We start from the raw sequence: 18010 nt of genomic DNA, 5'->3' as shown, positions 1-18010 counted from the left end.
GGATCCTGGCACGACGGCACGGCGCGGCGCACCCCGGTCGAACCGGTGTGCGCCGCGCGGGCACGCGTACGGATCCGGCGCGGATCCGTACGGGATCCGGCCGGGACCGGCGGGGGTCAGCCGCCGAGGGCGCCGCCGATCGGGAGGCCGCCGAGGGTCGGGCCGACCGCGTCCGTCAGCTGGCCGAGCGGGGCCGCCGGGTCGCTGGACTGGCCGTCGGTGCTCATCTGCTGCTGGCTGGTGAGGCTCTGGAGCGCGCCGGTGGCGGAGCCGAGGGCGTCGGTCAGGCCGACGGCGGGGACGGCGGCCGAGGCGGAGCCGGCAGCGGCGGCGGCGAAGGCGGCACCCACGGCGGCGGCACCGAGGATCTTGGCGGCTGACTTCTTCATGAAGGATCGTCCTTGCGACGGGGAACGGAGCGGCTCCGCAAACTAGTCACTTCAAACGGCCGCCCGCAAACATCCTTAAATACGAGAAAGCGCCCGGGAATTGCTCCTCCCGGACGCTTTCATTCCGTCAGGTCGTGGCCTAGGCGGAAACAGAACCGCTGGTGGAGGCGGTCTACCGGAACAGCCATTCCGACTTCAGCTCGGCATAGCCGGGCTTGATGACGTCGTTGATCATCGCCAGTCGTTCATCGAAAGGAATGAACGCCGACTTCATGGCATTGACGGTGAACCACTGCATGTCGTCGAGCGTGTAGCCGAAGGTGTCCACCAGGTGCTCGAACTCGCGGCTCATGCTGGTGCCGCTCATCAGCCGGTTGTCGGTGTTCACCGTCAGGCGGAAGTGCAGCTTGCGCAGCAGCCCGATGGGGTGCTCCGCGTACGAGGCGGCCGCCGCGGTCTGCAGGTTCGAGGTGGGGCACATCTCCAGCGGGATGCGCTTGTCGCGGACGTACGAGGCCAGCCGGCCGAGCTTCACGGAGCCGTCGGCGGCGACCTCGATGTCGTCGATGATCTTCACGCCGTGGCCCAGGCGGTCGGCGCCGCACCACTGCAGGGCCTGCCAGATCGACGGGAGGCCGAAGGCCTCGCCCGCGTGGATGGTGAAGTGGTTGTTCTCGCGCTTGAGGTACTCGAACGCGTCCAGGTGGCGGGTGGGGGGGAACCCGGCCTCGGCGCCGGCGATGTCGAAGCCGACCACGCCGTTGTCGCGGTAGCGGTTGGCCAGCTCGGCGATCTCCAGCGCGCGGGCGGCGTGGCGCATCGCGGTGAGCAGGGCGCCGACGCGGATGCGGTGGCCGTTGGCCCGGGCCCGGCGCTCGCCCTCGCGGAAGCCGTCGTTCACGGCCTCGACGACCTCTTCGAGGGTCAGGCCGGCCTCGAGGTGCTGCTCGGGGGCGTAGCGGACCTCGGCGTAGACCACGCCGTCCTCGGCGAGGTCCTCGGCGCACTCGGCGGCGACGCGGAACAGCGCCTCCTTGGTCTGCATGACGGCGCAGGTGTGCGCGAACGTCTCCAGGTAGCGCGGCAGGGAGCCGGAGTCGGCGGCCTCGCGGAACCAGATGCCGAGCTTGTCGGCGTCCGTTTCGGGCAGGTTGCCGTAGCCGGCCGCCCGGGCCAGCTCGATGATGGTCCCGGGCCGCAGGCCGCCGTCGAGGTGGTCGTGCAGCAGCACCTTCGGGGAGCGGCGGATCTGATCCGGGGTGGGCTTGTTGCTGGTCTCGCTCGTCATCTCCGCACTCTAACTCCTACGCGCGTAGAGCGCCGGGCGGCGCCGGGCGTCGATATCCAACAGAGACCGTACGGACGGGTCGCGTACACCTGTCAGTCTGAGACTGTTCCGCCATGTCACATGATGCGCCTCCGGCGCGCGGGACCCGCCTGGGGCGGGCGGCCGGCGCGAACGGCACGTACTCGACGGTCAGCGGCGTGGTGCTCCTGCTCCCCGGTTCCTCCCGGTGGCACCCCGGCCCGGTGCGCCCGCTCGCGCGGGCCCTGGCCCGGGCGGGCGGGGCGGACGGGCTGGTCGCCCACACCCTCGTCCACGGCGGGCGGGGCTCCCGCGAGGAGGACGCCCGCTGGGCGGTCGGCGAGGTGGTGCGCCGGTACGGCGACGTCCCGGTCTGCCTGGCCGGCTACGACGCGGGCGGGCGGGCCGCACTGCTCGCGGCGGGCCACGAGGCCGTCAACTGCGTCCTGGCGCTCGCCCCTTCCCTGGACGAGGCGCCCGGAGCGGCGGCGCGCGAGCCGGTCAAGCAGCTCTCCGGCCGGCAGGTGCTGATCGTGCACGGGACGAACGACGCGCGCTGCGACCCGGAGGCCTCCTTCCGGCTCGCGGCGCGGGCGAAGAAGGCCAACCGGGCGACCTGCCGCTTCGAAGTCCACTCCGACGGGCACGGGTTACGCGACCACCGCTTCGAAGTGGTCGCGCTGGCCGTGGACTTCGTACTCGGCGCGATGATCTCCGGACGCTGGTCCCGGCCGGTGACGGACGCCCTGGCCGCACCGCCGCCGCTCGGCCTGCGGATGCCGCTGGCCTCCGGTTTCGGGCGCTCGCTGCGCGGCTGACCGCTCCGCGGGCGGGGAGGGGCCGCGCGCGTACAGTGAGAAGTGGACTCGGGGGTGGCTTTCTCCTGGAGGGATCCGCCATGACCATCGTGCGCAGGAGCTTCGACGAGGCCGACGAGACGCGCCCGTTCGCGGACAACAAGGGCCGGCTGGACCTGATCCAGGCGGAGGGCGGGCCGGTGGGCCGCGCGGTGTTCGAGCCGGGCTGGCGCTGGTCGGAGCACATCAAGCCGCTGGCCGGCACCGACAGCTGCCGGTCCGCCCACACGAGCTACGTGGTGAGCGGCCACATGCACGTCGTCATGGACGACGGGCAGGAGGAAGACTACGGCCCCGGCGACTTCATGCAGATCTCCCCGGGCCACGACGCCTGGGTCGTCGGCGACGAGCCGTGCGTCGCCGTCGACTGGACGGGCTTCGGCGACTACGCGAAGGCGGCCGGCGGCTGACGGCCGAGCGGCTCCTGTCACCGTCCCGGCTCCCGCCCCGGCCCCGTCCGGAGCCGGCGCGCTCCGTGCCGGCGGTGGGCGCACCGGTCCGGGCGTGCCTGCCGTTCCGCCCCCTCACGGCCGGACGGCACCCCCGGTGGATCCGGCGCGGCCACCGCCGTGCGGGCCCGCGCACCGGGCGGCCGCCGTCATGGCGGAACGCGGCTGAGCCGGACGGTCCTGGTCCCGGACCCTCCGTGCGGGTCGGCTCCCCCGTACCGCGCTTCCCCCTCCCGGTGGCTCCACTCTGCCGGGCGGCGCCCGCTGGTTACCGCGCGTCAGGGCGTCGTCTTGCCGCCTTGCGGGAACACGAGGGGTTTACGAACCACCCCAATCCGGGACGAATACGGGTATGCCCGCCGACCCGTCCGTCCCGCCACCCGGAGGCGATCTGAGCCCCGCCGCCCGGCGGCTGTACGCGTACGCCGTCGAGCGGCACTCCTTCGCCCCGGCGGAGGCGACCGAGGCCCTCGGCGTGCGGGCGGCCGCGGCGATCTCCGAGCTGGCGGCGGCCCACCTGCTCCAGCGCACCCCCGGCGGCGGCCCGGACCGGTGGAGCGCGGTCGCGCCCCGGACGGCGGCGGCCCGGGCGCTGGCCCCGCTGGCCCTCCTCGTCCGCGAGACCCACGACGAGATGGACCGGCTGCGCGGGCGGCTGGAGGCGCTGGTGCCCGCGTACGAGGCCGGGGCGGTCCAGCGCGACCGCAGCGGATCGGGGCGGCAGCAGCTGGAGACGGTCACCGACCTGGGGGCGGTGCGGGCGCTGATCGCGGAGCTGGTCGCGGGGTGCGAGAAGGAGCTGCTGACCTCCCAGCCGGGCGGGGCGCGGCCGCTGGAGACCCTGCAGGAGGCCATCGGGCGCGACGAGTCGCTGCTGGCCCGCGGGGTCCGGATGCGGACGATCTACCAGCACACCGCGCGCTACTCGCGGCCCACGGCGGCGTACGTGGAGCGGGTGACGGCGCTGGGCGCGCAGGTGCGCACGATCGGGGACGGGCTGATGCGCATGCTGATCTTCGACGGGCACACCGGGCTGATGGCCGTCCCGGACCGGGTCGGGGCGGCGCTGGTGGTGCGCGAGCCGAGCGTGGTCCACTTCATGGCCTCGGCCTTCGAGCGGTCCTGGCTGAGCGCGGAGCCGTTCCCCACGACGGTGACCCCGGAGGCGGCCCGCTCGCTCTCGGACGAGCTGCGGCAGACGATCGTCCGGCTGCTCGCGGAGGGGCTGGAGGACAAGGTCATCGCACGGCGCCTCGGCATGTCGGAGCGCACCTGCCAGCGGCACATCGCGGAGATCATGCGCGCGGTGGGCGCCAAGTCCCGCTTCCAGGCGGGCTACTTGCTCTCGGCGGCGGGGGCGGCGGGAGCGGCCGGAGCAGCGGGGGCGGGCGGCGGGGGCTGAACGGGGCCGCCGAAGGCTTCCGGGATCAGTTTGCCGCGGCGGGACAGCAGGAAGCGCTTGAACTGGGCGACGGGCGGGGTGTCGGGGTGGCCGTCGAGCCAGGCGACGCCGATCTCGCGGACCGCGCGCGGGGCGGTCACCGTCAGCTCGACCACGCCGGGGCGGGCCACCGCCGGCGGCGGCAGCAGGGCCACGCCGAGGCCGGCGGCGACCAGCCCGCGCAGGGTCTCGGCCTCCTCGCCCTCGAAGGCGACGCGGGGCGCGAACCCGGCCTCGGCGCACAGGTCGTCGGTGATGCGGCGCAGGCCGTAGCCGGACTCGAGGGTGACGAAGGTTTCCTCTGCGGCCTCCGCGAGCCGGATGCGCTTGCGGGTGGCCAGGCGGTGGTCGTCGGGCACGACCAGGCGCAGCCGCTGCTCGTCGAGGCGGCGGGCGACGAGGTCGGGGGCGTCGGGCAGCGGCGAGGTCAGGCACAGGTCGAGCTCCCCGGCCCGCAGCCGCTCCAGCATCGCCTCGCCGTAGTTCTGGACCAGGGAGAAGCGCACGCGCGGGTGGTCGGCGCGGAAGGCGCGGATCAGGCCGGGTACGGTCTCGGGGCCGAGGGTGTGCAGGAAGCCGAACGCCACCTTGCCGTAGGCCGGGTCGGCGTCCTGCTGGACGGACTCCGCGGCGCGGGCGATCTCGGCGAGGGCCTTCTCGGTGGAGGCGAGGAAGGTCCGCCCGGCGGTGGTGAGCGCGACGGTCCGTCCCTTGCGGGCGAACAGCACGACGCCCAGGTCCTGTTCGAGGCGGACCATGGCCCGCGACAGGGTGGACTGCGGCACCCCCAGCTCGTGGGCGGCGCGGGTGACGTGCTCGTGGCGGGCGACCGCGGCGAAGTACGCCAGGCGCGGGGCCAGCAAACCTGTCACGGGGATGTTCTCTTCGTAACGGTTCGTTGACATGCGCCCTCCTGAGCAGTGCTGATGCACCAGTGGATCGATTATCGCGATTCTGTGCATTGGACGCATGAAACGCGGCGGGTCTACGGTCGTTGCATGCCTCCCGCTCATACCGGGGCACCCGTCATCCCGGGTGCCTCCACCCCGTCGTCCCCTCACACCACCGACGCCGCCGCGGCCGGCGGAACCGGCGCAGCCGCTGCCGACGCCGCCGCGGCCCCCGAGGCCCTCGCCCCCGGCCGCCCCGGCTACCGCCGGATGAGCCTCGCGCTCTTCGCCGCCGGACTCGCGACGTTCGCCCTCCTCTACTCCACCCAGGCCCTGCTGCCCGCGATCTCCGAGGGCTTCGGCGTGACGGCGGGTCAGGCCAGCTGGACCGTCTCCGCGGCCACCGGCGCCCTCGCCCTGTTCGTCCTGCCGCTCAGCGCCCTCTCCGAGCGCTTCGGGCGGACCCGGACGATGACGGCCTCCCTCGCCGTGGCCGTCGGCGTCGGGCTCCTGGTCCCCTTCGCGCCGAGCCTGGAGTGGCTGGTGGCGCTGCGCGCCGTCCAGGGCGCGGCCATCGCCGGCATCCCGGCCTCCGCGATGGCGTACCTGGCGGAGGAGGTCCGGCCGAAGGCACTGGTCGGGACGATCGGCCTGTTCGTGGCGGGCAACTCCATCGGCGGCATGAGCGGCCGCCTCGCCACCGGCTGGGCGGCCCAGGCGTGGGGCTGGCGGGCCGGCCTGCTGACCGTCGGCGTGCTGGCGCTGGCCTGCGCGGCCGCCTTCCGGGTCCTGCTGCCGCGGGCCCGGTTCTTCCGCCCCGCCTCGCTGGACCCGCGCGCCGTCGGCGCCTCGGTCGCCCGCCACCTGCGCGATCCGCTGCTGCTGCGGCTGTACGCGATCGGCGCCCTGTTCATGACCGTGTTCGGGGCCGTGTACACCGTCATCGGCTACCGGCTGGTCGAGGAGCCGTTCTCCCTCGGGCAGGGCGTGATCGGCTCGATCTTCCTGATCTACCTGGTGGGCACGGCCTCCTCCGCGGCGGCGGGGCAGCTGGTGGCCCGGATGGGCCGCCGCGGGGCGCTGTACCTGGCCGTGGCGACGACCGCGCTGGGGCTGCTGCTGTCGCTGTCGCAGTCGCTCGGCGCGATCGTGGCCGGGCTGGTACTGATCACCGCCGGGTTCTTCGCGGGCCACGCGGTGGCCTCGGCGGCGGTCAGCCGGACCGCGGTGTCGGGCCGGGCGCAGGCCTCCGCGCTGTACCAGTCGGCGTACTACCTCGGCTCCAGCGCGGGCGGCACGCTCGGCGCGCTGGCCTTCCACGCGGCGGGCTGGGAGGCCACGGCGGCCCTGGCGCTGCTGGCCGTGCTCGGCGTCGTGTCGATCACCCTGTACGGCTCGCACGCGGCCCGCGCCGAGCGCCGGATCCCGGCGCGGGCGGCCGCGGCCCGCTGAGCCGGCCGGGCCGCGGGCCGGAGCGGTACGGAGCGGTAGGGAGCGGTAGGGAGCGAGGGGCCGCGGGGCCAACACCCCCGGGCCCCTTCGCGTTTGTGTCCCGGGCTGCGGCTGTCAGTGCCCTCGGGTAGGTTCCACAGGTATCGGGATCGACCAGGGGGACGGCAAAATGACGAACACCGCACAGCCCGCCGCAGGCGCGGCCGCCGCCCCCGATGCGGCCGACGGTCTGGACGCCGCGCTGGACCGCTACCGGGTGGAGCTCACCGGCTACTGCTACCGGATGCTCGGCTCCTCCTTCGACGCCGAGGACGCGGTGCAGGACACGTACATCCGCGCCTGGCGCAGCTTCGAGAAGTTCGAGGGGCGCTCCTCGCTGCGGTCGTGGCTGTACCGGATCGCGACCAACGTCTGCCTGGACCTGCTGAGCGCGGGCAGCAAGCGGGCCCGCCCCATGGACCTGACCGCCCCGCAGCACCAGGCCACCGCCGTCCTGAGCGAGCGGCCCGAGGTGACCTGGCTTGAGCCGGTCCCGGACGGGCGGGTGCTCCCGCAGACCGCGGATCCGGCGGAGATGGCGCTGGCCAGGGAGTCGGTGCGGCTGGCGTTCGTCGCGGCGCTGCAGCACCTGCCGCCCAAGCAGCGGGCCGTGCTGATCCTGCGCGAGGTGCTGGCCTGGAAGGCCGACGAGGTGGCGGTGCTGCTGGAGACCACCACCGCGTCGGTCAACAGCGCCCTGCAGCGGGCGCGGGCCACCCTCTCCGCGCACCCGCCGCGCGAGAGCGAGCCGGCCGACCCGCTGGACGCGGAGCAGGTCAAGCTGCTGGAGCAGTACCTGTCGGCGTTCGAGGCGTACGACATCACCCGGCTCACCACGCTGCTGCACGAGGACGCGGTGCTGTCCATGCCGCCGTTCGACCTGTGGCTGCAGGGGCCGGCGGACATCGCCGCCTGGCACCTGAACCAGGGCATCGGCTGCAAGGGCTCGCGTCTGCTGCCGACCACCGCCAACGGGCTGCCCGCCTTCGGCCAGTACCGGCCCCGCGAGGACGGCCGGCCCGGGCACGTGCCGTGGGCGCTGCAGGTGCTGGAGGTCTCAGGCGGGCGGATCGTCGGGCTCAACGCCTTCCTCGACACCGCCCGGTGGTTCCCGCTGTTCGGGCTGCCCGAGCAGCTCGACTAGCCCCACCAGGCCGAGCAGCGCCCGCAGCTCGGGCCCCGCCCCCGTCACCAGGAGGCCGCGCCCCCAGCGGCGGGCGGTCAGCCGCAGCCGGGCCAGGGTCTCCACGGCCGCGAGCCCGGGCGCGGTGAGCGCGCCGACGTCGCACTCCACGGCGCCGGCTCCGGCCCCGTACAGCTCCGCCAGCCGCAGACACACCGCGTCCGCGCCGCCCACCGCCACGTCGGGCCCCGTCAGGACCAGGATCTGCGTCTTCACGCCTGTCTGACCGCAGGGCCCGGCAAAACTCATCGGCCCCGCGTGCGGCGCTTCTCGATCTCCTCCTCGCTCGGCGCCGGCCCGGCCGGCAGCGCCTCGGGCAGGCCGCCGTCGGGCGCGGCGCGCACGGTGCCGCCGGCGGCCGCCGGGCGCGGGGGCGGCTGCGTGAAGGCGGGGGGCTCCTGCACCAGCCCGTTGCCGGTGGTCAGGCCCACGGGGGCCGGCCCGGCGTCCCGCACCCCGACCGTGTGCGAGGGGCGGGCCGTGGGCCGGGCCGACGGGCGGTCCGGCGTACGGGCCCGCCGGCGCTGCGGTGCCCCGGCCGCCAGGGCCCCGCGGGGTACGGGCTCGTCGTGGGGGTCCGTCGTCTCGATGGTGATCCGCACGGCCGTCCACCTGCCCTAGTTCAGCACCGCGAACCGGCCCTCGAAGGTGACCGGGTCGGAGGTGAGGTTCTTGACCGTGATCCAGTACGTGGCCTTGTCCGCGGAGGCCCGCTCCACGGCGACGTCCCAGTCGACCTGCGGCCCGCCGGAGGGGGGTGCGGCCGGGGAGGTGGGCACCACGTACCAGACGACGTGCCAGCTCGCGGGCCAGTCGGAGGTCGACCAGCGCTGGGTCGCGCCCGGCTCCAGCGATCCGGTGAACTGCGTGTCGGTCCACATGCCGGTTCCCTTTCGCTTCTCGGTGGCGTTCGCTCAGTAGCGGCTGAGGATCGCGTGGCGGCCCTCGAACTCCACCGGCTGCGCGGTGAGGTTGGCGACCGTGATCCAGTACGTGACGAACTCGCTCCCCGCGCGCTCCGCCTGCACGGTGCAGCTCAGCTGGGGCGCGCCCGAGCCCTCGGTGACGGGCATGACCGTCCACAGGACGTGCCGGGTCGCCGGCCAGTCGGCGCTGAACCAGCGCCGGGTCTCGCCGCCCGCCAGCGTGCCGGTGAACTGCGTGCCGCACACCGGCTCGGTCAGCCAGCCGTCGACGGGGATCTCCCAGACCCCGCGGTTGCGGGTGCCGGCGCGCAGGACCCGGGCGTGCGGGTGCAGGACGAGGTCGCCGACGATCGCGTGGGGCAGCCCGTCGGAGAAGGCCCGCCAGGTGGCCCCGGCGTCGGTGCTCTCGTAGACGCCCAGATCGGCGGCGACCCAGATCCGGTCCCGGTCGACCGGGTCCACCTCCACCGCGTTCAGCGGCAGCTCCGGCAGTCCGGCGGAGCGGTCGGTCCAGGACGCGCCGCCGTCGGTGGAGCGCCAGATGCGGCCGCCGCCGACCGAGCTGTGGGTGACCCAGATCCGGTCCGGGGCGGCGGGGTCGGCGTGGATGTCGCTGACCCAGGCATCCGGGCGGGGCACCGCCAGTGCGGTGGGCGGGCTCCACGCGCCGGCCTGCCAGGTGGTGCGGTACACCCCGCCCCGCACGGTGCCGACGAGGACGTGGTCGGGCCGCGGGACGTACAGGGCCGAGGCGGGCCCGGGGGCCGGGCCCGGCAGCGGGAGCCGGGTCCAGTGCGCGCCATTGTCCCGGGAGAGGTACAGCGCCCCGCCGCCGATCGCGACGGTGCGGCCGCCGGTGGCGGCGGTCTCCAGCGGCGGGTAGAACAGCGACTTCTCGCCGTCCGGCACGGGCGGGGAGACGTCGGTCCAGCTGTCGAAGTCGCCCTGCCGGTCGGAGCGTTCGAGGTTCATCTCGAAGAACGTGTGGAAGACGGTGCGCGGGTCGGCGCGGCTGACCGCGCAGTCGCCGCCGTCGCCGTCCTGGACGTGGGTCCACTGCGGGGAGCCGGTCCAGCGGTTGGTGCCGTTGTCCTGGGTGCCGCCCAGGACGCGGCGCGAGGAGCCGAAGTCCTGGGCGAGGTACTCGAACTCGGTGACGACCAGCCCGTGGTTGAGGTCCTCCCAGGTGGTGCCGCGGTCCGGGCTGCGGAACAGGCCGCCGTCGTTGCCGACGTAGACGACGTCGGGACGGCCTGGCTCGAAGGCGATGGCGTGCTGGTCGGGGTGGACGGAGTCGCCGCCGGTCTTCCGGGTCGAGATGTCCTGCCAGGTCCATGTGGTCCCCGCCTGCTCGCCGCGGTACGCGTCGATGGCGCCGAGGTAGATCCGGTCGGCGCGGTCCGGGGCCACGGCGAGGAACCAGTCGTACCAGGCCTGGCTCGTGTCCACGTCCGCCGGGGGCGCCACCTTCTTCCAGGTCCCGGCGGCGCGGCGCCACAGCCGGGCCCTGCCGTCGGCGTCCGCGCCCCACGCGTACGCGACCGCCGGGTCGGAGGGGGCGATGGCCACGGCGAGCCGGGCGAAGGGCATGGTGCCGGGGGTCGGCAGGGGGACCGCCTCCCAGGCCGCCCCGCCGTCCGCCGAGCGGAACAGCCCGTCCTGGCAGGCGGCGAGCGCCTCGCCGCCTGCCGCGGAGAGCGCGAGCGACCAGGCGAGGCCGGTCCGGCGCCGGGTCCAGTGGGCACCGCCGTCGGTGGAGGCGTACAGGCCGCCGGTCGTGGCGGCGAGGACGGTGCCGGGGCGGGCGGGGTCGAACGCCAGGTCGTAAAAGCCCTGTCCGACGAACGGGTCCGTGCACAGCGGCGCCCATTTCGTGCCGCCGTCGGTGGACTTCAGCACGCCCGTGCCCAGCCACCACCAGCTGTTGCCCTCCCCCGTCCCGGCGAGGACCGTCCCCGGGGAGGCCGGGTCGAAGGCGAGGGCGCCGGTGGTCAGGGTCGCCGCGTCGTCGGTGCGGGGCGTCCAGGACGCGCCGCGGTCCTCGGTCTCCCACACGCCGCCGCCGGCCGAGCCGGCCAGGACGTGGGCGGGGTCGGCGGGGTCCACGGCGATCGCGGCGATCCGGCCCGAGACGTTCACCCGGCTCAGGCCGTACGTCTGCCCGTTCGGGACGGCCCAGGGGCCCAGCGAGCGCCACTGCGGGCCCGCCGCATCGGCCGGCCGCGCGAGACGCTCGGCGGCCGCCCGGTACGCACCGACGAGGGCCCCGCCGGGGTCCTCCTCCCGCGACCCCTTCCCGGCAGCCGTGCCCTTCCTGCCCTTCTTGCCCTTCTTTCCTTTCTTTCCTTTCTTCCCGCCGGCCCGGTCGTCGTCCTCGGGTGCGGCGGGGGGCTGCGGCGGCCCCGCGGCGCGGGCGATCAGCTCGTCCTGCCCGGCCCGCCCGAGGCCGGGAGCGGCGCGCTCGACCGCCGCGGCGGTCTCCTGGCCCTGCCCCCTGCGGGCGAGCTCCTGCACCAGCCGGGTCAGGGCCTTGCCGCCGGGCGGCCGCGGGCCGCGCCCGCCCGGGTCTTCGGAAGCGCTCGGTCCCTGCATGGCGTGCCCCTCTTTTTTCGGCGCGGCGGCGCGGCTCGCGCGGGCGCATGCTCCCGCGAGCGCGCAGACCTCTCCGGGGTTCCCCCATGGCCGGACCCGCCCGTAACGGGCTCCCACCGGCTCAGGCCTCTTCGCCCTCTTCGCCCTCTTCGAACGCTTCGGACTCTTCGGCAACGGGGGCGTGGTCAGCCTCGGCCTCGTCCGCCGCAGTGGTGTCCCTGGGCTCCCTGGCGGCGCGGAACTCCTCCAACCGCCGTGCGGCGTGCCCGCCTTGGCGGGGCGGCTCGCTTGCGCCGGCGGGCCGGCGCGACGGCCCCTCACTCACATCGCCACGATACTGCCGCCGCAGATCACCCGCACGCGCAACCCGGCCGGCTCCCGCCGACACCCGAGTCGGGCTCCGGCCCCGCCGCCCAACCCTGGGGCAGCGCCCCAGGAGCCCGGCCGGCTTCCGTCGACGCCCATGGCACGGATCGGCGCGGCCAGCCCCGCCGGCGATCGAGGCGCCGGGGGGCCGGGGTTATCCGCGCCCACTCCGCCGGGGCGGGACGGTGGGTCAGGCGATGCGGTCCAGGATGATCGGGGTCGGGTGGAAGGACGTGTCCGCCGGGGCGATGTCGTACGAGCCCTCCAGCGAGGCCAGGGCGTACTCGAACTTCTCCGGCGTGTCCGTGTGCAGCGTCATCAGCGGCTGGCCCGCGGTGACCTGCTCGCCCGGCTTGGCGTGCAGCTCGATGCCCGCGCCGGCCTGCACCGGGTCCTCCTTGCGGGCGCGGCCCGCGCCCAGCCGCCAGGCGCCGACGCCGACCGCGTACGCGTCGAGGCGGGTCAGGACGCCCGAGGCGGGGGCGGTGACGACGTGCTGCTCGCGCGCGACCGGCAGAGCGGCGTCCGGATCGCCGCCCTGGGCCCGGATCATGCGGCGCCAGACGTCCATCGCGGAGCCGTCGGCGAGCGCCTTGGCCGGGTCGGCGTCCTTGATGCCGGCGGCGTCCAGCATCTCCTTCGCCAGGGCGATGGTCAGCTCGACCACATCGGCCGGGCCGCCGCCGGCCAGGACCTCGACGGACTCGCGGACTTCGAGCGCGTTGCCCGCGGTCAGGCCGAGCGGGGTGGACATGTCGGTGAGCAGGGCGATGGTCTTCACGCCGCTGTCGGTGCCCAGCGCCACCATGGTGGAGGCGAGTTCGCGGGCGTCGTCGATGTTCTTCATGAAGGCGCCGGAGCCGACCTTCACGTCCAGGACGAGCGAGCCGGTGCCCTCGGCGATCTTCTTCGACATGATCGAGGAGGCGATCAGCGGGATGGCCTCCACCGTGCCGGTGACGTCCCGCAGCGCGTACAGCTTCTTGTCGGCCGGGGCGAGGCCGTCACCCGCCGCGCAGATGACCGCGCCGGTGGTGTCGAGGACGTGCAGCATCTCCTCGTTGGACAGCAGTGCACGCCAGCCGGGGATGGACTCCAGCTTGTCCAGGGTGCCGCCGGTGTGGCCGAGGCCGCGGCCGGAGAGCTGCGGCACCGCCGCACCGCAGGCGGCGACGAGCGGGGCCAGCGGCAGGGTGATCTTGTCGCCGACGCCGCCGGTGGAGTGCTTGTCGGCGGTCGGGCGGGAGAGGGAGTCGAAGTTCATCCGCTCGCCGGAGGCGATCATCGCGGCGGTCCAGCGGGCGATCTCGGACCGGTTCATGCCGTTGAGCAGGATGGCCATGGCCAGCGCCGACATCTGCTCGTCGGCGACGACGCCGCGGGTGTAGGCGTCGATGACCCAGTCGATCTGCTCGGGGCTGAGCTCGCCGCGGTCCCGCTTGGTACGGATGACGGAGATGACGTCCATGTGGTGCTTCCTTCTACGCGCATAGAGGGGTGTAGGGATTCCGCGGGAGTAGGGCGGAATGAGTGGAAGAAGTACGGCGGCCCCCCGCCTCGTGGGCGGAGGGCCGTCGGCACGGTTATCTCAAGTGGTCCGGCCCGAAGGCCTGCGGCAGCATCTCCGCCAGCGGAAGGATCCCCTTCGGGGTCTCCACCAGCAGTTCCGGTCCGCCGAACTCGTACAGCAGCTGGCGGCAGCGCCCGCACGGGACGAGTACCTCGCCCTTGCCGTCGACGCAGGTGAAGTGCGTCAGCCGGCCGCCGCCCGTGGCCTGGAGGGAGGAGACCAGCCCGCACTCGGCGCACAGGCCGAGCCCGTAGCTGGCGTTCTCCACGTTGCAGCCGGTCACGATCCGGCCGTCGTCCACGACGGCTGCGGCACCGACCGGGAAGCCCGAGTACGGGGCGTACGCCCGGGACATGGCGTCCCGGGCGGCCTCGCGCAGGACCTCCCAGTCGGGGGTGGCCGCCGTCGTCACTTGCCCTGGCCCTTGCGGTACGGCAGGCCGTCCGCCTTGGGCATCCGCAGGCGCTGCGCCGACAGGGCCAGCACCAGCAGCGTCGTGACGTACGGGGCGGCGTCGACGAACTGGCTCGGGACGGCGTCGGTCAGCGCGTACCAGACGAACAGGCCGGCCGCGCAGGCCAGGGAGATCGCCGCCTGGAGGTGCTTCTTCTTGTACAGCTGCCAGGCGACGACCGCGACGAGCAGGATCGCGAGCAGCAGCAGCATCGCGTGGACGTTCTCGGCGCCGCCGCGCAGCTTGAGGCTGTACGTGAAGCCGAACAGGCCCGAGCCGAGGGCCATGCCGCCCGGCATCCAGTTGCCGAAGATCATCGCGGCGAGGCCGATGTAGCCACGCCCGCCGGTCTGGCCCTCCTGGTAGATGCCGGTGGAGACGATCGCGAGGAACGCGCCGCCCAGGCCGGCCATCGCACCGGAGACGACCACGGCGATGTACTTGTACTTGTAGACGTTGACGCCGAGGGACTCGGCGGCGGTCGGGTTCTCACCGCAGGAGCGCAGGCGCAGGCCGAAGGAGGTCCGCCACAGCACCCACCAGGTGGCGGGGATGAGCAGGATCGCGACGATGGTCAGCAGCGACAGGTTGGTGACCAGCCCGCCGATGATGCCGGCGAGGTCCGAGACCAGGAACCAGTGCTTGGCCTGGAGGGTGGCGAGCCCGTGCGACAGTCCGGGGACGGTGATCTCGGTGATCGGCTCGATGCGCGGGGACTGCTTCGAGGAGCCGCCCGGGACCTTGTCGAAGGTGAAGTTCGACAGGTACTGGGTGAAGCCGATGGCCAGGATGTTGACCGCCACACCGGAGACGATGTGGTTGACGTTGAACGTGACCGTGATGATCGCGTGCAGCAGGCCGCCGAGCGCGCCGCCGACGATGCCGAGGGCGACGCCGGTCCACGGGCCCCACTGGTAGCCGGCCCAGGCGCCGAACCAGGTGCCCAGGATCATCATGCCCTCGAGGCCGATGTTGACCACGCCGGAGCGCTCGGCCCACAGGCCGCCGAGGCCGGCCATGGCGATCGGCACGGCGAGCTGGAGGGCCCCGGAGACCTGGCCGACGGAGGTCAGGTCGTTGGCGCCGGAGATGACCCGGACCAGCGAGAGCAGCACGAGGCCGCCCGCGATGATCAGCAGGATCCACGGCAGGGTGAGCTTGCGGCGGCCGCCGCCCTTCTTGGGCGCGGCGCTCGTCGCGGAAACGGTGCTGGTGCTCACGCCGCGACCTCCTTGTCGGTCTTGATGGCGTGGCCGGCGGCCAGCTCCTCGCCGACCTTCTGCTGCTGGCGGCGGATGCCGTAGCGGCGGACGAGCTCGTAGCTGACGACGACCGCGATCACGATCAGGCCCTGCATGATCGTGCCGATCTCCTTGGCGTAGCCGGCGGTGTCGAGACCGGCGGAGGCCTTGTCGATGAAGGCGATCAGGAGGGCGGAGAAGAAGATGCCCAGCGGGTTGTTGCGGCCCAGCAGCGCGATGGTGATGCCGGTGAAGCCGACGCCCAGCGGGAAGGAGAGGTTGTACGTGTGCGACTCGCCGAGCAGCAGCGGCATGCCGGTGAGTCCGGCGACCGCGCCCGAGATGAGCATCGAGGTCATGATCATCTTCTTGGCGTCCACGCCGGAGGCCTGGGCGGCGGACTCGCTGGCGCCGGTGGCGCGCAGGTCGAAGCCGAACCGGGTCCGGTTGAGGACGAACCAGTAGACGACGCCGAGGGCGAACGCGACGAAGGTGAAGCCGTAGACCTCCAGGCCGTCACCGATGGTCAGCGCGGGGAACCAGCCAGACTCGGCGATCTCGCCGGTGGTCAGGTCGTTGGAGCCGGGCGGCTGGACGCCGAGGTTCTTGGGCAGGATCAGCCAGGCGATCAGGGCCGTGGCGATGGCGTTGAGCATGATCGTGGAAACGACCTCGCTCACGCCGCGCTTGGCCTTGAGGACGCCGGCGATGCCGGCCCAGAACGCACCGGTGAGCATGGCCACGGCGACGATCAGCAGGATGTGCAGCGGCCCGGGCAGCGTGACCGCGGTGCCGACGACGGCCGAGATCATCGCGGCGAGGCGGTACTGGCCGTCCACACCGATGTTGAAGAGGTTCATCCGGAAGCCGATGGCCACGGCCAGGGCTGCCAGGTAGTAGATGCCGGCCTGGTTGACGATGAGGACCTGGATGTCCTCGTATCCGGCCTGCTCGACCATGATGCGCATCGGGTCGATCGGGTCCACGCCCGACGCGGCCAGCACGATCATCGTCAGCACGAAGGCGCTGACCAGGGCGAGCGCCGGTCCGGCGACGGCCAGGAGCAGCCGGTCCTTGTCGAATTTCTTCATCGGGCCTCGTCCTCCGTCGTGTCACCGTCGGCAGCGGCGGAGTTGGTGTCGGTTGCTTCCAGGTGGCCCCGAGCGGCGCCCGTCATGGCGGTGCCGAGCTCCTCGGGCGTGATGGTCGCCGGGTCGGCGTCCGCGACCAGGCGGCCGCGGTAGATGACGCGCAGGGTGTCGGACAGGCCGATCAGCTCGTCGAGGTCGGCGGAGATCAGGAGCACGGCCAGGCCCTCGCGGCGGGCCTCGCGGATGGCGTCCCAGATCTGCGCCTGCGCGCCGACGTCCACGCCGCGGGTCGGGTGGGCGGCGATGAGGAACTTCGGGTTGTGGCTCATCTCGCGGCCGACGATCAGCTTCTGCTGGTTGCCGCCGGAGAGCGAGGCCGCGGTCACGTCGATGCCGGGGGTGCGCACGTCGTACTCGCGCACGATCCGCTCGGTGTCCTTGCGGGCCGCCTTCGGGTCGAGGATGCCGCGCTTGGAGTTGGGCGCCTCGGTGACGTGGCCGAGGATGCGGTTCTCCCAGAGCGGGGCCTCCAGCAGCAGGCCGTGGCGGTGGCGGTCCTCGGGGATGTACCCGATGCCGTCGACACGGCGCTTGCGGACGGGGGCCTTGGTGATGTCCTGGCCGTCCAGGGTGATCACGCCGGAGTCCGGGGTGACCATGCCCATGAGGGCCTCGATCAGCTCGGTCTGGCCGTTGCCCTCGACACCGGCGATGCCGAGGACCTCGCCCTTGTGGATGGTGAAGTCGACGTTGTCCAGCAGCAGGCGGCCGACGGGCACGTGCTCGTGGACGTTCTCCGTGTCCTCGTTGTGGTCCTCGGCGGCGGCCGTCAGCGGCGCGGTCACCGCGGCCCCCGTCTCGGCCAGGGTCAGGCCCTTGACCTGGAGCATCGGGACGTCGGTGACCGTCGACTCGCGGGTCTCCGGGGTGGGCAGCTCGCTGCCGACCATCAGCTCCGCGAGCTGCTTGGTCGTCGCGGTCTTCGGGTCGGCGGTGCCGACGGTGGTGCCGCGGCGGATGACGGTGATGTCGTCGGCGACCTTCAGGACCTCGCCCAGCTTGTGCGAGATGAAGATGACGGTCAGGCCCTCGGCCTTGAGCTCGCGCAGGTTGTCGAAGAGTGCGTCCACCTCCTGCGGCACGAGCACGGCGGTGGGCTCGTCGAGGATGAGGGTCCGCGCACCGCGGTAGAGGACCTTGAGGATCTCCACGCGCTGGCGGTCGGCGACGCCGAGGTCCTCGACGAGGGCGTCGGGGCGCACGCCGAGGCCGTACGCGTCCGAGATCTCCAGGATCTTCTTGCGGGCCTTGGCGCCGATGCCGTACAGCTTCTCGCCGCCGAGGACCACGTTCTCCAGGACGGTGAGGTTGTCGGCGAGCATGAAGTGCTGGTGCACCATGCCGATGCCCCGGGCGATGGCGTCGCCCGGGTTGGTGAAGGAGACCTGCTCCCCGTCGATGGCGATGGTGCCCTCGTCCGGCTTCTGCATGCCGTAGAGGATCTTCATCAGGGTCGACTTGCCGGCACCGTTCTCACCGATCAGGGCGTGGACCGTGCCCTTGCGGACGGTGATGGCGATGTCCTTGTTGGCGACGACGCCGGGGAAACGCTTGGTGATGCCGTGCAGTTCTACGGCGGGGGGGCTGGACGCGTTGATGACGCACTCTCCTTGGCGCGGAAGGAGCTGGAAAAGCCTGAGGCAGGGGGGACAGGGCGGGGAGAGAAGGTACCGCGTCCACGGAACCTCTACGCGCGTAGCACTG

General features: G+C 73.4%; 17 protein-coding genes. 5 read left to right on the top strand and 12 right to left on the bottom strand.

Annotation, left to right across the window (positions count from 1 at the left end):
- Positions 1-116 precede the first annotated feature (116 nt).
- A complete protein-coding gene (locus AB0953_RS08035; protein ID WP_366858533.1) occupies positions 117-389 on the bottom strand; it encodes a hypothetical protein in 273 nt (90 codons plus the stop codon).
- 172 nt (positions 390-561) lie between these two features.
- Entirely contained in the window at positions 562-1677 is a 1116-nt protein-coding gene (locus AB0953_RS08030) for an adenosine deaminase (RefSeq protein WP_366858532.1), read from the bottom strand.
- Positions 1678-1790: 113 nt separating this feature from the next.
- On the opposite strand from AB0953_RS08030, the gene AB0953_RS08025 reads away from it, so the two are divergent.
- The 3 genes from AB0953_RS08025 (at position 1791) to AB0953_RS08015 (ending at position 4403) form a co-directional block, all read left to right on the top strand.
- Positions 1791-2513 carry a prolyl oligopeptidase family serine peptidase gene (locus AB0953_RS08025; RefSeq protein ID WP_366858531.1) on the top strand — a complete coding sequence of 241 codons (723 nt, stop codon included), beginning with the start codon at positions 1791-1793 and terminating at the stop codon, positions 2511-2513.
- Positions 2514-2593: 80 nt separating this feature from the next.
- On the top strand, positions 2594-2962 hold the full coding sequence (locus AB0953_RS08020) for a cupin domain-containing protein (RefSeq protein WP_366858530.1): 369 nt from the start codon (positions 2594-2596) through the stop codon (positions 2960-2962).
- A 391-nt stretch (positions 2963-3353) separates the two neighbouring features.
- A complete protein-coding gene (locus AB0953_RS08015; RefSeq protein ID WP_366858529.1) occupies positions 3354-4403 on the top strand; it encodes a helix-turn-helix transcriptional regulator in 1050 nt (349 codons plus the stop codon).
- Here the strand turns inward: AB0953_RS08015 and AB0953_RS08010 are convergent.
- Positions 4337-5377 carry a LysR family transcriptional regulator gene (locus AB0953_RS08010; protein WP_366858619.1) on the bottom strand — a complete coding sequence of 347 codons (1041 nt, stop codon included), beginning with the start codon at positions 5375-5377 and terminating at the stop codon, positions 4337-4339. The genes AB0953_RS08015 and AB0953_RS08010 overlap by 67 nt on opposite strands.
- A 63-nt stretch (positions 5378-5440) precedes the next feature.
- Here AB0953_RS08010 and AB0953_RS08005 point away from each other — a divergent pair, with 63 nt between their 5' ends.
- Together AB0953_RS08005 and AB0953_RS08000 are read left to right on the top strand one after the other, a co-directional pair.
- Positions 5441-6784, top strand: coding sequence for an MFS transporter (locus AB0953_RS08005; protein WP_366858528.1), 1344 nt, complete (start codon positions 5441-5443; stop codon positions 6782-6784).
- A 169-nt stretch (positions 6785-6953) separates the two neighbouring features.
- Positions 6954-7967 carry a sigma-70 family RNA polymerase sigma factor gene (locus tag AB0953_RS08000; RefSeq protein ID WP_366858527.1) on the top strand — a complete coding sequence of 338 codons (1014 nt, stop codon included), beginning with the start codon at positions 6954-6956 and terminating at the stop codon, positions 7965-7967.
- On the opposite strand, the gene AB0953_RS07995 is transcribed toward AB0953_RS08000, so the two are convergent.
- The 9 genes from AB0953_RS07995 to AB0953_RS07955 all read right to left on the bottom strand — a co-directional run bounded on the left by AB0953_RS07995 (position 7881) and on the right by AB0953_RS07955 (position 17904).
- Positions 7881-8222, bottom strand: coding sequence for an STAS domain-containing protein (locus AB0953_RS07995; protein ID WP_366858526.1), 342 nt, complete (start codon positions 8220-8222; stop codon positions 7881-7883). The two genes, AB0953_RS08000 and AB0953_RS07995, sit on opposite strands and share 87 nt — an antisense overlap.
- A gap of 29 nt (positions 8223-8251) precedes the next feature.
- A complete protein-coding gene (locus AB0953_RS07990; RefSeq protein ID WP_366858525.1) occupies positions 8252-8608 on the bottom strand; it encodes a hypothetical protein in 357 nt (118 codons plus the stop codon).
- Between the two features lie 15 nt (positions 8609-8623).
- Positions 8624-8887: a hypothetical protein gene (locus tag AB0953_RS07985; protein ID WP_366858524.1), complete on the bottom strand. Its 264-nt coding sequence runs from the start codon at positions 8885-8887 to the stop codon at positions 8624-8626.
- Between the two features lie 33 nt (positions 8888-8920).
- Positions 8921-11524 (bottom strand): hypothetical protein, encoded by a 2604-nt coding sequence (locus tag AB0953_RS07980; RefSeq protein ID WP_366858523.1) that lies wholly within the window; start codon positions 11522-11524, stop codon positions 8921-8923.
- A 556-nt stretch (positions 11525-12080) separates the two neighbouring features.
- Complete coding sequence (locus AB0953_RS07975; protein ID WP_366858522.1) at positions 12081-13358, bottom strand: thymidine phosphorylase; 1278 nt, start codon at positions 13356-13358, stop codon at positions 12081-12083.
- Positions 13359-13473: 115 nt separating this feature from the next.
- Positions 13474-13872: a cytidine deaminase gene (locus tag AB0953_RS07970; RefSeq protein ID WP_366858521.1), complete on the bottom strand. Its 399-nt coding sequence runs from the start codon at positions 13870-13872 to the stop codon at positions 13474-13476.
- Positions 13869-15134, bottom strand: a complete 1266-nt coding sequence (locus tag AB0953_RS07965) for an ABC transporter permease (RefSeq protein WP_366858520.1) — start codon at positions 15132-15134, stop codon at positions 13869-13871. Before AB0953_RS07965 ends, AB0953_RS07970 begins: the two co-directional genes overlap by 4 nt.
- Positions 15131-16246 (bottom strand): ABC transporter permease, encoded by a 1116-nt coding sequence (locus tag AB0953_RS07960; protein WP_366858519.1) that lies wholly within the window; start codon positions 16244-16246, stop codon positions 15131-15133. Before AB0953_RS07960 ends, AB0953_RS07965 begins: the two co-directional genes overlap by 4 nt.
- Positions 16243-17904 carry an ABC transporter ATP-binding protein gene (locus AB0953_RS07955; RefSeq protein ID WP_366858618.1) on the bottom strand — a complete coding sequence of 554 codons (1662 nt, stop codon included), beginning with the start codon at positions 17902-17904 and terminating at the stop codon, positions 16243-16245. The genes AB0953_RS07960 and AB0953_RS07955 overlap by 4 nt, the downstream gene beginning before the upstream one ends.
- Positions 17905-18010 lie beyond the last annotated feature (106 nt).

The sequence above is a fragment of the Streptomyces sp. NPDC046866 genome, assembly GCF_040704625.1.
Classification (GTDB): Bacteria; Actinomycetota; Actinomycetes; order Streptomycetales; family Streptomycetaceae; genus Streptomyces.
Note: the sequence above shows the minus strand (reverse complement) of the source record. Positions and strands in the feature narration are given on the sequence as shown.